Annotated in this window: 15 protein-coding genes; 8 read left to right on the forward strand and 7 right to left on the reverse strand. The window is 67.7% G+C overall.

The window, feature by feature from the left end; translation table 11 throughout:
• Positions 1–29: 29 nt before the first annotated feature.
• The 3 genes from KF715_18895 (at position 30) to KF715_18905 (ending at position 4402) form a co-directional block, all read left to right on the forward strand.
• Positions 30–1301: a DegT/DnrJ/EryC1/StrS family aminotransferase gene (locus KF715_18895; protein MBX3738768.1), complete on the forward strand. Its 1272-nt coding sequence runs from the start codon at positions 30–32 to the stop codon at positions 1299–1301.
• Positions 1302–1368: 67 nt separating this feature from the next.
• Positions 1369–3348 (forward strand): NPCBM/NEW2 domain-containing protein, encoded by a 1980-nt coding sequence (locus KF715_18900; GenBank protein ID MBX3738769.1) that lies wholly within the window; start codon positions 1369–1371, stop codon positions 3346–3348.
• Positions 3349–3352: 4 nt separating this feature from the next.
• Positions 3353–4402, forward strand: a complete 1050-nt coding sequence (locus tag KF715_18905) for a Gfo/Idh/MocA family oxidoreductase (GenBank protein MBX3738770.1) — start codon at positions 3353–3355, stop codon at positions 4400–4402.
• On the opposite strand, the gene KF715_18910 is transcribed toward KF715_18905, so the two are convergent.
• Genes KF715_18910 through KF715_18920 form a run of 3 tightly spaced genes read right to left on the reverse strand, consistent with a single transcriptional unit; the run spans position 4395 to position 7526 of the window.
• Positions 4395–5810, reverse strand: a complete 1416-nt coding sequence (locus KF715_18910) for a Gfo/Idh/MocA family oxidoreductase (GenBank protein ID MBX3738771.1) — start codon at positions 5808–5810, stop codon at positions 4395–4397. The two genes, KF715_18905 and KF715_18910, sit on opposite strands and share 8 nt — an antisense overlap.
• The gene (locus tag KF715_18915; protein ID MBX3738772.1) at positions 5707–6558 is read right to left on the reverse strand and encodes a Gfo/Idh/MocA family oxidoreductase; all 852 of its coding nucleotides are present in this window, start codon (positions 6556–6558) and stop codon (positions 5707–5709) included. Before KF715_18915 ends, KF715_18910 begins: the two co-directional genes overlap by 104 nt.
• Before the next feature lie 56 nt (positions 6559–6614).
• Positions 6615–7526 carry an amidohydrolase family protein gene (locus KF715_18920; GenBank protein MBX3738773.1) on the reverse strand — a complete coding sequence of 304 codons (912 nt, stop codon included), beginning with the start codon at positions 7524–7526 and terminating at the stop codon, positions 6615–6617.
• Positions 7527–7603: 77 nt separating this feature from the next.
• Between KF715_18920 and KF715_18925 the strand changes: the two genes are divergently transcribed.
• From KF715_18925 to KF715_18935, 3 genes are read left to right on the forward strand one after another with little or no spacing between them, the layout of a single operon-like run.
• Positions 7604–8545 carry an N-acetylglucosamine-6-phosphate deacetylase gene (locus KF715_18925; protein ID MBX3738774.1) on the forward strand — a complete coding sequence of 314 codons (942 nt, stop codon included), beginning with the start codon at positions 7604–7606 and terminating at the stop codon, positions 8543–8545.
• The gene (locus tag KF715_18930) at positions 8542–9339 is read left to right on the forward strand and encodes a 6-phosphogluconolactonase (GenBank protein MBX3738775.1); all 798 of its coding nucleotides are present in this window, start codon (positions 8542–8544) and stop codon (positions 9337–9339) included. Before KF715_18925 ends, KF715_18930 begins: the two co-directional genes overlap by 4 nt.
• Entirely contained in the window at positions 9336–10214 is an 879-nt protein-coding gene (locus KF715_18935; GenBank protein MBX3738776.1) for a sugar phosphate isomerase/epimerase, read from the forward strand. Before KF715_18930 ends, KF715_18935 begins: the two co-directional genes overlap by 4 nt.
• Here KF715_18935 and KF715_18940 read toward each other — a convergent pair.
• The 4 genes from KF715_18940 to KF715_18955 form a co-directional block, all read right to left on the reverse strand.
• The gene (locus tag KF715_18940) at positions 10199–11575 is read right to left on the reverse strand and encodes an MFS transporter (protein ID MBX3738777.1); all 1377 of its coding nucleotides are present in this window, start codon (positions 11573–11575) and stop codon (positions 10199–10201) included. The two genes, KF715_18935 and KF715_18940, sit on opposite strands and share 16 nt — an antisense overlap.
• A 137-nt stretch (positions 11576–11712) precedes the next feature.
• Complete coding sequence (locus KF715_18945) at positions 11713–12369, reverse strand: TetR/AcrR family transcriptional regulator (protein ID MBX3738778.1); 657 nt, start codon at positions 12367–12369, stop codon at positions 11713–11715.
• A 61-nt stretch (positions 12370–12430) separates the two neighbouring features.
• The gene (locus KF715_18950; protein ID MBX3738779.1) at positions 12431–13477 is read right to left on the reverse strand and encodes a dihydrodipicolinate synthase family protein; all 1047 of its coding nucleotides are present in this window, start codon (positions 13475–13477) and stop codon (positions 12431–12433) included.
• A gap of 2 nt (positions 13478–13479) precedes the next feature.
• On the reverse strand, positions 13480–14535 hold the full coding sequence (locus KF715_18955; protein ID MBX3738780.1) for an NAD(P)-dependent oxidoreductase: 1056 nt from the start codon (positions 14533–14535) through the stop codon (positions 13480–13482).
• A 66-nt stretch (positions 14536–14601) separates the two neighbouring features.
• On the opposite strand from KF715_18955, the gene KF715_18960 reads away from it, so the two are divergent.
• Together KF715_18960 and KF715_18965 are read left to right on the forward strand one after the other, a co-directional pair.
• The gene (locus KF715_18960) at positions 14602–15750 is read left to right on the forward strand and encodes a M20/M25/M40 family metallo-hydrolase (protein ID MBX3738781.1); all 1149 of its coding nucleotides are present in this window, start codon (positions 14602–14604) and stop codon (positions 15748–15750) included.
• Positions 15751–15777: 27 nt separating this feature from the next.
• Entirely contained in the window at positions 15778–16743 is a 966-nt protein-coding gene (locus KF715_18965; GenBank protein ID MBX3738782.1) for an alpha/beta fold hydrolase, read from the forward strand.
• Positions 16744–16749 lie beyond the last annotated feature (6 nt).

The following is a 16749-nucleotide window of genomic DNA, read 5'->3' on the forward strand; positions in this document are numbered from 1 at the left end:
TTTAGTAACCATATGGTTCATTGCCTTCCATGAAAACACCTGCCCTCTCCCGCCCTCCCGCCCTGCTGTCCGGGACTCCGCAACCCGCCCGCGTCTTCCCGTCGTGGCCCATTTTCGACGCCAGCGACGAGCAGCGGGTGCTAAAGGCGCTGCGCTCCGGCCACTGGGGCAAGCTCAGCGGCGCCGAAGTCGTCGAATTCGAGCAGCGGTTCGCCGCGATGCACGGCGCCAAGTTCGGCATCGGCGTCGTCAACGGTAGCATTTCCATCCGTCTCGCCCTCCAGGCGGCCGGCGTGCAGGCGGAAGACGAAGTCATCGTCCCCTCCTACACCTTCCTCGCCAGCGCGACTTCCATCGTCGAAGCCAACGCCATCCCGGTCTTCGCCGACATCGACCTCGAGACGCTGAACCTCTGCCCCAAGGCCTTCGAAGCGGCCATCACCCCGCGCACGCGCGCCGTCGTGGTCGTGCACTTTGCCGGCCTACCCGCAGACATGGACGCGATCCTCGCCGTGGCCCGGAAACACAAACTCGTGGTCATCGAGGACGCCGCGCACGCCCACGGCGCGATCTACAAGGGAACGCCCGTCGGCGCCATTGGCGATGCCGGCTCCTTCTCCTTCCAATCGAGCAAGAACCTCACCTCCGGCGAAGGCGGTTTCATCACCACCAACGACCCCGCGCTCGCCGAGCTGGCCGTCTCCCTCCACAACTGCGGGCGCAAGAAGTCGGGCCTGTGGTATGAGCACCATATCAACGCCGTGAACTATCGCCTCGGCGAACTGCAGGGCGCGCTCCTCAACGCCCAGCTCGACCGTCTCGACGCCCAGACCAACCTCCGCGACGAAAACGGCCAATACCTCGCCGCCCGCCTCGCCCGCATCCCCGGCGTGCACACGCAGAAGCGCGACGCCAGCTGCACGCGCCACGCCTACCACCTCTTCACCTTCCGCATCGATGCGGCGAAGTTCGGCGTCCCGCGCGAAGTCGCGCTCAAGGCCCTCGCCGCCGAAGGCGTCGGCTGCGGCGCCGGCTACCCGCTCCCGCTCTATCGCCAGCCGCTCTTCCTCAACAAGGCGTTCGGCCCCTACCTGAACCACGTCCTCGCCCGTCTCGACTACGGCGCGGTCAAGAATCCGAACTGCGAGAAAATCTGCTACGAACAGGGCGGCTGGTATGGCCAATCCCACCTGCTCGGCACGAAAGCCGATATGGACGCGATCGCCGATGCGTGGGAGCGGATCCACGAACACGCCCCAGCCCTTCGGGATTGGGCCGCCAAGAACGGTCACCGGGTCTGATTTGGGTTCTGTGCCGGCCGGCTCCGCAAGGGGCCGGCCGATTTCTTTCCCCTCCCCGACTCCATTCATGAACCACGCCCGCGCCTTCGCCCTTCTTCTCGTCTTCTCACTCGTCTCCCCGCTCCACTTGAGCGCCGCGGAAACCATCTGGCTCGACCAGCTCGACCTCTCGACCGTCCGCCAAGGCACCGGCGCACCGCAGGTCAACCGCTCCGCCCGCGGCACGCCGCTGAGAATCGCCGGCCAGTCCTTCGCGCGCGGCGTCGGCACGCACTCGAACAGCAACTACCGCTTGTTGCTCGCCGGCGGCTGCGAACGCTTCCTCGCCACGATCGGCCTCGACGACTGCGCCGAAGGCCCCGGCGCCGTCGTCTTCTCGCTCCTCGCCGACGGCAAGAAGATCTACGACTCCGGTCCGCTGAAGAACGGCGACGCCCCGCGCACAATCGACGTCGACCTGCGCGGCGTGCAGCTTCTCCTGCTCAGCGTGCTCCACGGCCCGGGTGCCCGCACGGCCTTCAACCACGGCGACTGGGCCGAGGCGCGGTTCATTGTCACCGGCGCCAAACCGGTGCCATTCGTCGCGCCGCCGCACGGTCCCGCCGAAATCCTCACGCCCAAGCCCGGTCCCGAGCCTCATCTCAACGGTCCGCGTGTCTACGGCGCGCGCCCGGGGCATCCCTTCCTCTTTCGCATCCCCACGCAAGGCGCACGCCCGATCGAATTCTCCGCCGAGGGGCTGCCTCCGTCACTCCACCTCGACGCCGCCGCGGGCATTATCTCGGGCACCACGCCCGACCGCGGCGACTACACCGTCACTCTCCACGCGGGAAACGGCCACGGCCGCGACTCGCGCATCCTCAAGATCGTGGCCGGCGACACACTCGCACTCACGCCGTCGATGGGCTGGAACGACTGGTATGCCCACACCGACCGCGTCACCGACGCGATGATGCGCGCCGCAGCGGATCTGATGATCTCCTCCGGCCTCGCCGACGTCGGCTACGACTACGTGAACATCGACGACTGTTGGTCCAACGCGCCGACACACCGCGATCCGCAGCGCGTCGGCCCCGCCCGCGACGCCGCCGGGAACATCCTTCCGAACCGCCGTTTCCCCGACATGAAGGCGCTGACGGACTACATCCATGCCCGCGGCCTCAAGGCCGGCATCTACTCCTCGCCCGGCGAGCTCACCTGCGCGAAATTCGCCTCGAGCTGGGGGCACGAAGCGCAGGACGCCGCGCAGTTCGCCGCATGGGGCTTCGATTTCCTGAAATACGACTGGTGTAGCTACCGCCTGAAGGTCGGTTCGCCGCCCTCGCTCGACGAGATGCAGCGCCCGTATCGCCTCATGGGGCCACTCCTGCGCCAGCAGAACCGCGACATCCTTTTCAACCTCTGCCAATATGGCATCGGCGATGTCTGGAAGTGGGGCGCGGACGTCGACGGCCACTCGTGGCGCACCGGCGGCGACCTCGGCTACGAACTCGACCGCCTGTTTTCCGTCGCCCTCAAGAACGCCAGCCTGCGCGACTACCAGAAACCCGGCTCGTGGAACGATCCCGACTACCTCCAAATCGGCTTCATGGGACCGAACAAGCCGGGCGAAAAAGGAAAACCCTTCGCGCTCAACCCGACCGAGCAATACGCCTTCATGTCGCTCTGGAGCCTCATGGCCGCGCCGCTCTTCTACAGCGGCGATCTCACCGCCCTCGACGAATTCACGCTCAACGTCCTCTGCAACCGCGAAGTCATTGCCATCGATCAGGACCCGCTCGGCGAATGCGCCCGCGTCGTGAAGGTCGACGAGGAGTGCTTCCTCATGGTGAAACTCCTCGAAGACGGCAGCCACGCCGTCGGACTCTGCAACGGCAGCGAAATCCCACAGCGCCTCGCGGCCCGCTGGACCGAGCTCGGCTTCGCCGGCGCGCAACTCGTCCGCGACGTCTGGCGGCAGAAGGACCTCGGACCCTTCGCCACGGAATTCGCTGCCGAAGTCCCGCGCCATGGGGTTGTGCTCATCCGCGTCCAGGCCCAGAAGTGACACCGTGAACGCAACGCCCCGCGCCCTCGGATTCGGCATTATCGGCACCGGCATGATCGCCGGCTACCACGCGCAGGCCATCGCGGCGTTGCGCGGCGCGCGCCTCGTCGGCGTCGCCAGCCGCTCGCGCGAGAGCGCCGCGGCGTTCGCCGCGAAGCATCAGCTCGGCTGGAGCGGCACGCTGAACGAGCTGCTCGCGCGCCCGGACGTCGATGTGGTGTGCATCACCACGCCGAGCGGCGCGCATCTCGAACCCGCGCTCGCCGCCATCGCCGCCGGCAAGCACGTCGTCATCGAAAAACCCATCGAGATCACGCCCGCGCGCGTCGACACGATCCTCGCCGCCGCCGCGCAGGCGGGCGTCCAGGTGGTCCCGATTTTCCAAGCGCGCTTCGGCCCGGGTGCCCGCGCAGTGAAGTCCGCCCTCGCCGCGGGCCGCCTCGGCCGCCTCGCGCTCGCCAGTATCTACGTGAAATGGTTTCGCGCTCCGGCCTACTACTCCGGTTGGAAAGGCACGCGCGATCTCGACGGAGGCGGCGTCGTCATCAACCAATCGATTCACGGCCTCGACCTGTTGCAATGGTTCGCGGGGCTCCCCGCGGAAGTCTTCGCGTGGACAACCCGCCGCGGCCACACCGGCATCGAATCCGAGGACACCGCCGCCGCCACCTGGCGCTTCCCCGACGGCGCGCTCGGCGCGTTCGAGGCGAGCACCGCCGCCTGGCCCGGCTGGGCCCGGCGCATCGAACTGAACGGCGATGCCGGCTCGATCTGCCTCGAAGACGACCGCCTCGTGCGCTGGGAGTTCGCCCGACCGCTCCCCGGCGACCAAGCAATTCTCGCCGCAAAATCCGACGACTCGCTCCGCACCGGCGCCACCGCGCCGAACGCCATTTCGTTCGCCGGTCATCAGGCCCAGCTGCAGGACTTCGTCGACGCGCTCGCTGCCGGTCGCGCGCCCGCGCTCGACGGCGCCGAGGGCCGCAAGGCCGTCGCACTGGTGCACGCCATCTACGCGTCGGCAGAGCGCGGGCTGCCCGTGCGCGTCAGCTGACAGCCGGGCGGACGCTCACGATCCGGCACTGTTCACGCGAGCGCTCCGCCGCAAACCCCAGCAGATGCCCCGCGATCGAGTCCTCGATCGTGGTGGCCGAGATCGACGGCGGCTCACCGCGCAACAAACGGAGAAAGTCCGCCACCAACCGCAAATCGCCGCCGGCATGCCCGCCGTGCGCGCCGGTCATGTCGCCGCCAATCTTCAAGTCGACCACGCGCTCGGAAAATTCCCGCCCCGGACGCGGATCGATGCCGCGCACGACGAAGCGCGAGTCCTCGAGGTTGCCCTGGATTTCGCCGCGCGTGCCCACGAGATGAAGCGACCGCGACGGCTTGGCCGCACCGCCGATCATGCTGAGCGTCGCCGTTGCTCCATCGGCAAATGCGATCGCCACGGATTCGTGATCCACGATGTCGATTCCGCACTTCCACACACAGCGCCCGTAGGCACTGTCGCCCTTGAGCAGCGCCTCGCGGTCCGCGGCCGTCGGGGCATCGAGATGTTCGAGCGCATCCCAGACGTAGAAGGCCCAGCGTTCCGGGTGATCGAGGTAGTGCTTCCGCGCCGAGTAGAGGCAGTCTTTTTCGATCGGGCAATCGACCAGGCAGCGCGTGCCGGCGCCCGGCGGCGCTTTTTCCGGGCGGAATTGAAAATTGCTGCCCACGCTCGCCACCGTCGCCGGCGCGACACCGCGCTTCATCCACGCGATCAGGTCGAGGTCGTGGCACGACTTCGCCATCAGCATGGGCGAGCCGCAGTAGCTTTTCCTTCCCCATTTTCCCCGCACGTAGGACACCGCCATGTGGTGGTAGGACACGTGCTCCACCGCTTGCACGCTGACGATCTCGCCGATGCTTCCCTGCTCCACTTCGCTCCGGATCGCGGCATAGAACGGCGCATAGCGCAGCACATGGCAGATGCTCACCTTGCGGCCGAGGTGCCGGGCGGCCGCCACCAGACGCCAGAGATCGTCCTCCGTGGTCGCGAATGGCTTTTCGAGCAGGACGTCGTAACCCGCCTCGAGCAGCGGCAGCGTCGTCGCCACGTGCTGGTGGTCCATCGTGCCGTTGATCGCAAAGTCGGCCGACTTCCCCTCCGCCGCCAACGCCTCGGCCGAGACGTGGCACTGGGCCGGAGTCAAACCGAACTCCCGCGCCGCCAACTCCCGCCGGCGCGCCGAAGGGTCGGCAACACCGACGATCGCCAGTTCATCCGGGCGCGCCTTGGCGTAGCCCGCGTAGAGGAGCGCCCGATGCCCGGCCCCCACGATCACCGCCGTTTTTTTCATCGGTGCTCGCGCGTCACAACCGCACCTCGACTCCGCCTCGCGCCGCGCTTTCGTTCGCCGCTTCGAGGAACCGGATGATCTCCAGCGTCTCTTCCATCGCCACTGGCGCCGGCGCACCGCGAAAGAACGCGTGCACCGCGCGCGCCAAGCCCTGATACGCGGGCATGCCCGCAGCCGAATTCACCGGGCGGCTGCCGTCCTCCCGGTGCACGGCGCCCGTGAACGCGCCGTTGCCACAGCGATTCCCGCGCGCCACGCCCATCCGCCCGTCGCGCCAGCGACCGACGATCACCTCGTGATGCGCCGTGGAAAACGCGCGCACCGACTCGCAACCGCCCCCCAGCGTGGCGAACACCATCTCGACGGTGTGAACGCCATACCAGAAGTAGCCCGGCTGGGTGGATTGCATCGCCATCGGCCCGGCGAAATCGGCGCCGATCACCGGCGCCGCGCCCTCACGCCGCAACTCGGCCTGCAGCTCCGCCGCGAAGCGCAGGCTGGACGCGCTGAACATCGGCACGCCGTGCTCCCGCGCCAGCGCGGCGATGGCCTTGGCTTCCGCGGAGGTCGTGGCGAGCGGTTTGTCGATGAACGTGGGGCGCCGCCGCAGCGCGATCTCCCCGAACTGTCGCAGGTGAACTCGTCCGTCGACGGAAGTCAGCAGGACCGCATCCACCCGCTCGGCTACCGCGTCGGGCGATTCCACCATCTCGATCCCGTGCAAGGTCCGCAGTTTCTCCGTGTAGCGCGGCATCCGGTCGATGCTCAGTGGAAAATCCACCGACCCGCCCGGAAACGCCGTCGTGATGCGCGCTCCCGGGATGAAATGGGGATTGGCCGGATCGTTGAACGTCGCGGCAAACATTTCCACGTGCGAGGTATCGAGGCCGATCAGGCCGAGGCGAAGAGAATCGTTGGCACTCATGAGATGCGTTGGGGCGGCGCGACCAGTCGCTCGGCGTTGCGCCAGTAGATCGCCTGCACCACGTCGTCCGGCAGCGGCAGGGACGCGAGGAACTCGTGCAACAGCGTTCCGTAGATATCCCGGCCGAAGAGCAGGCGGTCCGCGTAACGGGCGAGAAAATCCACCGCATGTCGCGGGTCGCGCCGCAGCGCGCGCAGTGCCGAGCTCGCGGAGAGATCCGCCCGAAGGTTCGCATGCCGCGCGAACAGCTCGTGCAGCCGTCCGCCGGGCGCGATTGGGCCGTCGGAGTAGACCGCGCTCTGCGTGTCCGCATCGCCGCTGATCTCGCGCCAGAACCCCGGCGCGTGGCCGACGAACACCGTTTCCGGACACGCCGCGAGCGCCCGCGACAGGTTGTCGATCGTGCCGCCATACCACTTCGACTGGAACACTCGCGCGCCTGCCTCGTTCGCGAGATAGGGCACGTCGAGATGAATCACGACCGGCATCTGCAGTCGTCCCGCCGTGCGGAAAACTTCCAGACAGCGCGGATCGTCGATCAACATTCGGAACTTCCATTCGCCACACACCCGCACGCCGTGCATGCGGTGCGCGGCCTCCAGCAGCTGCGGCGCATTGCGCCACTCGGGATGCGGACAGTAGCCGGGCACGAACCGCCCCGGATACCGCTCCGCCGCCGCCACGACCTCCCCCAGCGTGATCCCCGGATTCGTGTCGGCCGGCCCATGCAGCGCAGGATTGAGGAACTCGTGATACTCCGGCTGCTCGTCGCGCGGACCGATCAGCCACGTGAGCAACCACGCGTAGCCGATGCCGTGGGCATCCATGTCCGCCACGAGGCCACGCGCATCGCGGCCATGCCAGCAGACGTGCTGGTGGGAATCGACGAGCTGAACGGGCGCCGGCATTGACGTATGCACTGTTTAGTTACTTACTGAGAGGCACCGTGCCCGCCAAGTCAACCCTTCAACCCGTCCCGACCGTCCTGCGGCCCGCGTTGTTCGACCTCCAAGTCAACGGCTTCGCCGGTGTCGACTTCCAGCGGACGGACGTCAGTGCGGCCGGAATGCGCCACGCCTGCGGACGACTGCGCGCCCACGCCACCCATCGCATCCTGCTCACGCTCATCACCGACAAGCCCGACACACTCGCTCACAAGCTGGAGCACTACGAACGCCTGCGCGTCGCCGATCCGCTGATCGCCGAAACCGTCGTCGGCTACCACCTGGAAGGCCCGTGGCTCTCACCCCACCCCGGTTTTCACGGCGCGCACCGCCCTGAACTCATGTGCCGCCCCGACGTGGCGGATTTCCACCGCCTGCACGACGCCGCGCATGGTCGCCTCCGTCTTCTCACGCTCGCTCCCGAGCTGCCTGGCAGCGACGAACTCATCGCCGCCGCCCGTGCTCGCGGCATCCACGTCTCACTCGGCCACACTGACGCGAGCGACGGCGAGATCGACCGCGCCATCGCCGCCGGCGCCCGGCTTTGCACTCACCTCGGCAACGGCGTGCCGGCCGACCTCCCGCGCCACGACAACATCATCCAACGCCTCCTAGCCCGCGACGAGCTCACCGCCTGCTTCATTCCCGACGGCATCCACCTCCCGCCGGCGGCCCTGCGGAATTTCTTCCGCGCCAAGCCCGCCGGGCAATCCATCCTCACCACCGACGCGATGGCCGCCGCTGGCGCGCCGCCGGGGGTCTACACTCTCGCCCACATCGAGACCGAAGTCGGCGCCGATGGCATCGTGCGCGAGCGCGGTCGCCGCAACTTCGCCGGCTCGGCGCTCACGCTCGAACGCGGCGTCGCGCATGCCGCCGGGTGGCTTGGACTCGGAATCGACCAAGCCTGGGCGCTCGCCTCCACGGCGGTGGCGAAGCGGTTCGACATTGTCCTGCCCCTCATTCCCGTTTTCGCCGAATGACCGTCCCTTCCTCGCCCCGCACTTTCCACCACGAAGGCGTCGCCGTGGAAATCCACGCCCAGCGCGCGGCGCTGGGGCAATCCGCCGCGCGCGCCGCCGCCGCCACGCTGCGTGCCGCAGTCGGGCGTCACGGGGCCGCCCGCGCCATCTTCGCCTGTGCGCCCTCGCAAGATCCGCTCCTTGCCGCCCTGACGGCCGACGCGTCGCTCCCGTGGGATCGCATCACGGTCTTCCACATGGACGAATATGTCGGCCTTCCCGCCACGCATCCCGCGAGCTTCCGGCACTACCTGCGCGAGCACCTGCTCCATCGCGTTCAGCCGTTGCGCGTGGAGGAGATTGCCGGCGACGCCACCGACGCCGAGGCCGAGTGCCACCGCTACGCCGCGCTCCTCCAGGCCGGCCCGATCGATCTCGTTTGCCTCGGCATCGGCGAAAATGGCCACCTCGCCTTCAACGATCCGCCGGTGGCGGACTTTGCCGACACGCGCACCGTGAAACCCGTCGCCCTCGACGCGGCCTGCCGTGTGCAACAGGTCGCCGACGGCTGCTTCCCCGCGCTGAGCGACGTGCCGCGACACGCCTTGACGCTCACCATTCCCGCGTTGCTCCGCGGTGCGCGGCTCGTCTGCTGCGTCCCCGGCGAGCGCAAGGCTGCCGCCGTGGCCGCGGCGCTCTGTGGACCGATCGCTACGAGTTGCCCCGCCTCCATCCTGCGCCGGCACCCGGCGGTCGCGCTTTACCTCGACGAACCCTCCGCGGCGCTACTGCCCGCCGGCTTCGCCCGTTCATGATACGTTTCCCGGAATCGTTCGCCTTCATCACCGACGAAGTTTCGCAGGACCCGCGCGACGCCGTGCGTTTCGCGGCCCGGCACGACCTCACGCAAGTGGAGCTGCGCAGCGCGTTCGGTCGGCAGTTCCGCGAGCTGACCGACACCGACGTCGCCGAGCTCAAAAAGCGCTTTGCCGACGCCGGCCTCACGGTGGTCGCGTGCGACACGCCGGTGTTCAAATGCGCGCTGGGCGATGTCGCCGCACTCCGGGTCCATCGGGAGCTCTTCCGCCGCAGCATCGAAATCGCCCAAACCCTCGACGCGCCGCTGCTGCGCGTCTTCACCTTTTTGCGCGACAAGCGGGCGCTGTCCGACGCGCGCACTCGGGAAATCGCCGAGCATCTCAACCAGCTGGCCGAACAGCTCCCTCCGCGCATGGCGCTGGGGGTTGAGAACGAGGCCTCGTGCCAGGTCGCGACGGCCGCGGAGACCGCCCGCCTGTTCGAACTCCTGCCATCGCCGCGCATCGGCATCGTCTGGGATCCGTGCAACGTCCTCTACGTCCCCGGACCGCCGTCGTCGATCCACGAGGGTTTTGCCGCCATCGCTCCGCGTGTGATTCACGTTCACGCCAAGGACGCCGCGCGAGCCGGTGCCACCGCGGTGGCCGCGCCGCTCGGCACTGGCGACGTCGATTGGCCTGGTGAATTTCGCGCGCTCACCGCTGCCGGCTACGACGGACCCGTCTCGCTCGAGACGCATTGGCGGCAGACGGCTCTGGCCGAAAGCGCACTGCACCTGCCCGGCGGCTTCGCATTTTCACACGGCGGCGCCGCTGCCAGCGAAGCGTGCCTGCGCGCCCTGCCCGCACTGCTGTCTCAGGGCGCGACGTAGTTGTTCAACCCGCCGTAGCGGCGCATGCGCGCCCAGATCCACAGCAGCACCGCGAACGCGAAAAACGACCCCACGCTCGCCGCGAGGTAGATGTAGCGGTATTGGTGCCCGTAGGCGTCGAAGAACCACCCGCACACCGGCCCCGTGAGCGACAGCCCGAACAGCCGCACCATCGACGACGCGCCGTAGTGCTGCGCGAAGCTCTCCTTCGGCAGCACGATCGGATTGAGCGCCGTGCTGGCGGTCACGACCGCTCCCGCGCTCGAGCCGCCAAAAACCACCACCCACCAGTAAACCTCCACGTCGCGCACGCAGAGGAAAACCCAGAGCGCGAGCGCGGCGTAGATCACGAGCGCCACCGCCGTCACACGCACCGCGTGGAACTTGTCGACCAGCCAGCCGATCGGAAACGCCAGCACGAACGAGAGGGACATCTGCAACGCCGCCGCCTCGCCGTAGCGCGTCATCGTGAGGCCGATCGCCTTGGCGAAAAAGAGGCCGAACAGTGTCAGCGGCTCCATCGCCACCGCGATCAACGCGACAAACACGTAATACCAGACGTAGTAGCCCTGCCGAAAACATTCGCGCAGATAGGTCGCCAGCGGGGCAAGCGGACCTGCGGTTGCGACGCGCGGCGGCGGAGGTGGATAGCCACCTTCCTTGATTTTCAGACACATCGCCGTGAAACAGACGCCGTAGAACAGTCCGACGCTGCAGAAGATCTCGCGGAAATACTGCTCCGCATGCCCGAGGATGAAGTAGTTGAAGACAATACCATCGACGAACGTCACCATCCGAAACAGCGCGATGAATCGCCCCATCACCGCCTTCGGCACCACGTCGTTGAACAGCGCGTAGAAGATCGCGTTGCAGACGTTCGACGCGATCTCGAACACCATCCAGCAGGTGCTGATCACCACGATGATGCTGGTCGTCTCGCTCACTCCGAAACCCGCGAGCGCCGCGTGCAACGCGCGGCCGAGCGGCAGGCTGAAGCCAAGTCCCAGCATCGCGACCACGATGAACGGCGTCGGCCAGAGCAGAAACGGAATGCGCCGCCCGCGCGGCCCGCGGTGGCGGTCGCTCGCATAGCTCACGATCGGCACCAGCAGCACGGCGAGGATCTGTGGCACAAAGCCCATCATCGTCCCGATCACGAGGTCCGGCGCCGCAACCGACTTGAAGAGCAGCTTCAACGTCGGCTTCACCGAGCGGTCCTTCAGGAAATAGGCGAAGTCGCCCCACAGCAGCCAGCAGAACAACACGATCAACGCACCCATCGTATAGGTGAGCGTGCCGACGCGCCAGGTCCGCCGGCCGCCCGACGCCGCGCCCGGCCCGGAAGTCTCCGGCACATTCATGAGGGAAGGATCGGCGCGGCCATGCGGGGGAGGAGGTCCGCCGCGCCCGCGCGGAGAACCGGTCCGGCGGCATCGCCGCCGTATGAACCACTCAGTTACTTGCATGGCGCGGAGTCAACCCCCGACGCCGCCCCGGCTCACTTTCCCTTGCCGCCAGTGAGCATGCCGTTGAAGACGAGATCGATCGCCTGCGCGAGGCGCAGCTCGCGGTATTGCGGGCTGTCGAGATCGAGTTCGAAGCTCTTCGCCAGCGAATAGTGGTTTGAATAATAGATGAAGCAGAGACCGGTGAAATTCACCAGCAGGTGCTTGATGTTGCGCGGCTGGCGGAAGAGCCCCTGCGCCACGCCCTCCTCGATGATGGCGCGGAAGCGTTCGATGAACGGATTCTTGCTTACTCGCGCCGCCTCGCGCGCGATGTGCCGGCCGTGCTCAAGGTTTTCCCAGAGCAGCATGCGCACAAATTCGGGATTCTCGTCGAGGAACTTGAAGTTCGCTGCCAGCAGGTGGCGCAGTTTCTCGTCCGGCCGCGCACTGGCCTCGACCGCCTTGAACTCGACCTGCTCGAGCCGGTTGAACACCTCGACCAGCGCCGCGAGGTAGATGTCGTTCTTGCTGCCGAAATAGTGGTAAACCATCCGCTTGTTCGACTTCGCGCGCGCGACGATCTCATCCACGGAGACACCGTGATAGCCCTTGTCCGAGAACAGACGGATGGCGGCTTGCAGCAGTCGGCGCTTCGTCCGGTCGGGGTTGCGACGGCGCACAGGTTTGGGGGCGGCGGTGGAACTCATCGGAGTGCTATCGAATGCAAAGACTTCCACGGGGGGCAATTCTCGATTACGCCGCCGGCACCTAATCAAGCCACCGGGAAAGGTTCCGCCGCACGAAATCGTCGTCGACCAGCCAAGCGTGCTCGCGCGCCACGCGATCGAGTTCCGCCGCCTGCCCGGGCGAGAGCTGCTCGTGCGGATTCAGGCAGGCGGTGGTCTCGAAGATACCTTGACGGCGAAGAATCTCATGGATGCCGGGAATGCATCCGGCAAAGCCATGCGCCGGGTCGAAAACCGCCGCGTTCGCGTCCGTCAGCGCCGCGTTCCGACGCAACCACTGGGCACCTATCCTGCCGGTGCGGCGCGCCCGCTTGATCTCCGCAAGGAGAGCCACCGCGCGCTCCGTCCACACGCCCCACTGACCGAGCAACCCACCGACGATGTAGCGCGGACGCTCTGCCGGACCGAAGGGCGTGAGCAAATCGGTAATGATATTGTCATCGTTGCCGGTGTAGAGCGCGACATCCTCGCGCCCGCTGTCGATCACGGCGCGGACGACATCGAGCGTCTGGTAGCGGTTGAACGGCGCGATCTTGATCGCGACGACGTTTTCGATCTCCGCGAACTCGCGCCAGAAACGATAGCTCAACAACCGCCCGCCCACCGACGGCTGCAGGTAGAAACCGATGATCGGCAGCGTGCGCGAGACCGACCGGCAGTGCCGCACGATCTCCTTTTCCGTGGCGGTCTTCCACACCCCGAGCGAGAGCAATCCGGCATCGTAGCCGAGCGAGCCGGCGAGCTCGGCCTCGGTGCGCGCCTGCGGCGTGAGCCCGCACAAGCCCGCGATCTTCACCAACGGCTGGCCCAGACGCCGCGGCCACTTTCCCATCGTTTCCGCCGCCAGCCGCAACACCGGTTCGTAGAGACCATGCTTCGGCTCGCGAATTTCGAACTGCGTCGAGTGCACGCCCACCGCGACGCCGCCGACCCCTGCGTCGAGGTAGTAGCGCAACACGGCGCGTTGCCGTCGCTCCGACCAACGACGGCGCCGGTCGAGGGCGAGAGGCAGCGCGGGAATGGCCTGCCCGGCGAGCAGATGAGCGCGAACGGCGGCGATCGAGTCCATCGTCAGAATTGTCCGTCGCGCTTCTCGAAGCCAGTCGGCTTGCGCCACGTGTCGCCGCCGTTCTGAATCCACGCCGCCACATCGCCCACCATCGCGTCGATGTCGTGCGCTGGACGGCCGAAGCGCCGGTGCGATTCGCTGGCATCGCTCAGCCACGCCGTGGGGCTCTCCTGCCCGACAACGATCGGCTTCACTCCGAAGACCCGGCCGAATTTCTCCGCCAGGCTCCGCACGCTGTGCGTCTCAGCCCCCGTGATGTTGATCGGCACCGGAGGATTTCCCGCGAGCGCGGTGGACTGGATGATTTGCGACACCGCATCGCGCTGCCAGATGACGTTCACGTAACCCATAGTCACGTCCACCGGCTCGCGCTGGAAAACCTTCGTCGCGATGTCGAGCAGCACGCCGTAGCGGTATTCGACCGAATAGTTCAACCGCACCAGGACCACCCGCGCGTTCGGGCTCCGGCGCGCGACTTCCGCGAACGCGTGCTCGCGCCGCAGGCACGACTCCGCATACGCGCCGACCGGCGCCGTGGGCGTGGACTCATTGGCGCCGCCGGAGCGAAAGTCGACGAACGGATAGACGCATCCCGTCGAGAAGGCCACGATCAGCGAGTGCGCGTAACGCTCCGCCACGAGCCGGGGCATGATGACGTTCATCGCCTCGAGCAGACCCGGCGAGTCGGACGTGCCGAACTTCACGCCTGCCAGAAAGAACACCGTGGGCGCGTCCGGCAGCTTCGCCACCTCGGCCTGCACCGAGAGATCGGCGGCGATCGTCTCGACACCGTTGACCGCGAAGGTCTCGCGGTCGCGCAGCGTCTTGAAACGCGACACCGCCACCACGCGCAGATCGCGCCCGCTTTGTTGCGCAGCCGCGCGCAGCATGAGACACAGGTGGAGGCCGATCTTGCCGCCAGCTCCGAGCACGAGAACCGGCCCGTTCAACGCGGCCATGGCGCGAGCCACGCCGGCATCGGGGTGTGAGAGGGAGAGGTCGACACTGCTCGGGTCCGCGGGGGGCCGGCGCAGTCCAATCGCGGACAAGTCTGCCATAATTTAAGTATCCGCACGGTTACTAAGCGATTGACCCGGCGCAAGCCTTATTTGAACTTCCTCGTCATGAAAATGCCTGTGTCGCTCCCGGCGTTGCTTGCGGAACTCGTCGCGCTTCCAAGCGTATCGCCGGAGGGCGACTCGGACGGCACGGCACCCGGCGAGGCCGCGCTCGCAGCGCACCTCGCCAACCTCCTCCGCGAGCTCGGCGCGCAGGTGCGCCTCACCGAAGTGCAGCCGGGGCGACCGAACCTCGTGGCCCGCTTTCCTTCGCGCGACCGCCGCGCTCCGGTCGTCGCGCTCGTGCCCCACCTCGATACCGTGGGTGTAGCTGGCATGACCGTGCCGTCATTTCGCGCCACGGTAAGCCGCGGGCGGTTGCACGGCCGGGGCGCGTGCGACACGAAGGGCCCGATGGCGGCCGCGCTCTGGGGCCTCGCTGCGTGGCTGCGCACGCCGGCCGCGCGAAGCTCGCATGTGACCTGGGTTTTCGCCGCGACGATGGGCGAGGAGGAACTAAGCACGGGCGCGAGCGCGCTGTGCCGCGCCGGATTCCGCGCCGACTTCGCAATCGCACTCGAGCCCACCGATCTGAAAATCGTCCACGCCGCCAAGGGCGTGCTGCGCGTGTGGGTGGACGCCGCCGGGCGCGCCGCGCACGGCGCCACGCCCCACCGCGGACGCAACGCCGCCTATCGCCTCCTCCCCTTCCTCGACGCCTGCGCCCACCGGCTCGCGCCGCAATTCGCCCGTCGCGCCCACCCGCTGCTCGGCGGCGCGTCGCTGAACGTCGGTGTCGTGCGCGCCGGAGGCGAACTCAACATCGTGCCGGACGCGGCCACCGCCGGGCTCGACGTGCGCACGCATCCGGCGTTCGACAACACCTCCGCCCTCCGCGCGCTGCGCGGCGCCGCCCGCGGCCTCCGGCTGCGCGTTCACCGGCAAGGTCCCGCATTCGCACTCGAGCGTTCGCATCCCTGGCTGCGCCGCCTCGCGCCGCACGCGAACGGCTTCCTGCGCGTGCCATGGTTCTCCGACGCCAACGTCTTCAACGCCCACGGCATTCCCGCCGTCGCATTCGGCCCCGGCTCGATCGCCCAGGCGCACACCAAGGACGAGTTCATCACGCTCGCCGCGCTGGAGCGAGGCGGCCGCGCCTTTCAACAGCTCATCGCCGATCTCTCGGCCCGACCTCCCGCAACCCGCCCACGCTGAACGCCGCGCGCTCCCCGATCGATCGCCATGCCTCTCCTCGACCTCCCGTTGCCGAAACTCCGGCGCTACCGCGGCCGTAATCCCCGCCCGCGCGACTTCGACCGCTACTGGTCCGATGCGCTCGCCGAACTCGATGCTACGCCGCCGCAGCCGGAGTTCATCCGCGTCGACGCGCTCCGCACCCCCGGAGTCGAGTGCTTCGACCTGCGGTTCACCGGCGTCGGCGGCGCGCGGCTGCATGCGAAATTTCTGCGCCCCACGCGACGCGGCCGGCGCAGCCCGGCCGTGTTGAATTTTCACGGCTACGGCGCCAACAGCGCCGATTGGTCGACCAAGCTGCCCTACGTCCACGCCGGCATGTGCGTGGCCGCGCTCGATTGTCGCGGCCAGGGCGGCAGCTCCGACGATCCCGGCGGCACCAAGGGACCTACCCTCCAAGGCCACATCGTGCGCGGCCTCGACGATCCCGACGCACGAAAACTCTTCTACCGCGCGCAATTTCTCGACACCGCGCAACTCGCGCGCGTCGTCATGGCCCGGCCCGAAGTCGACCCGCACCGCGTCGGCGCGTTCGGCCTCTCGCAGGGCGGAGCGCTCACCCTCGCCTGCGCTGCGCTCGAGCCGCGCCTGAAACTTGCCGCGCCGGTGTATCCTTTCCTGAGCGACTACCAGCGCGTGTGGGAAATGGACCTCGCGAAGGACGCCTACGGCGAGCTGCGCGAATTTTTCCGCCAGTTCGATCCCCGGCACGAACGCGAGCGCGCGATCTTCACCAAGCTCGGCTACATCGACGTGCAACACCTCGCGCCGCGCGTCCGCGCGCGCGTGCTCATGTTCACCGCGCTGGACGACAACATCACGCCGCCGTCGACGCAGTTCGCGATCTACAACCGTCTCCGCGCCCCGAAGGAAATGCGCCTCTATCCCGATTTCGGCCACGAGACGCTGCCCGGCGAAGCCGACGCGACGTTCAATTTCCTCCTTCAACTTTGAGGCGAC

This window comes from Candidatus Didemnitutus sp. (assembly GCA_019634575.1).
Classification (GTDB): domain Bacteria; phylum Verrucomicrobiota; class Verrucomicrobiia; order Opitutales; family Opitutaceae; genus Didemnitutus.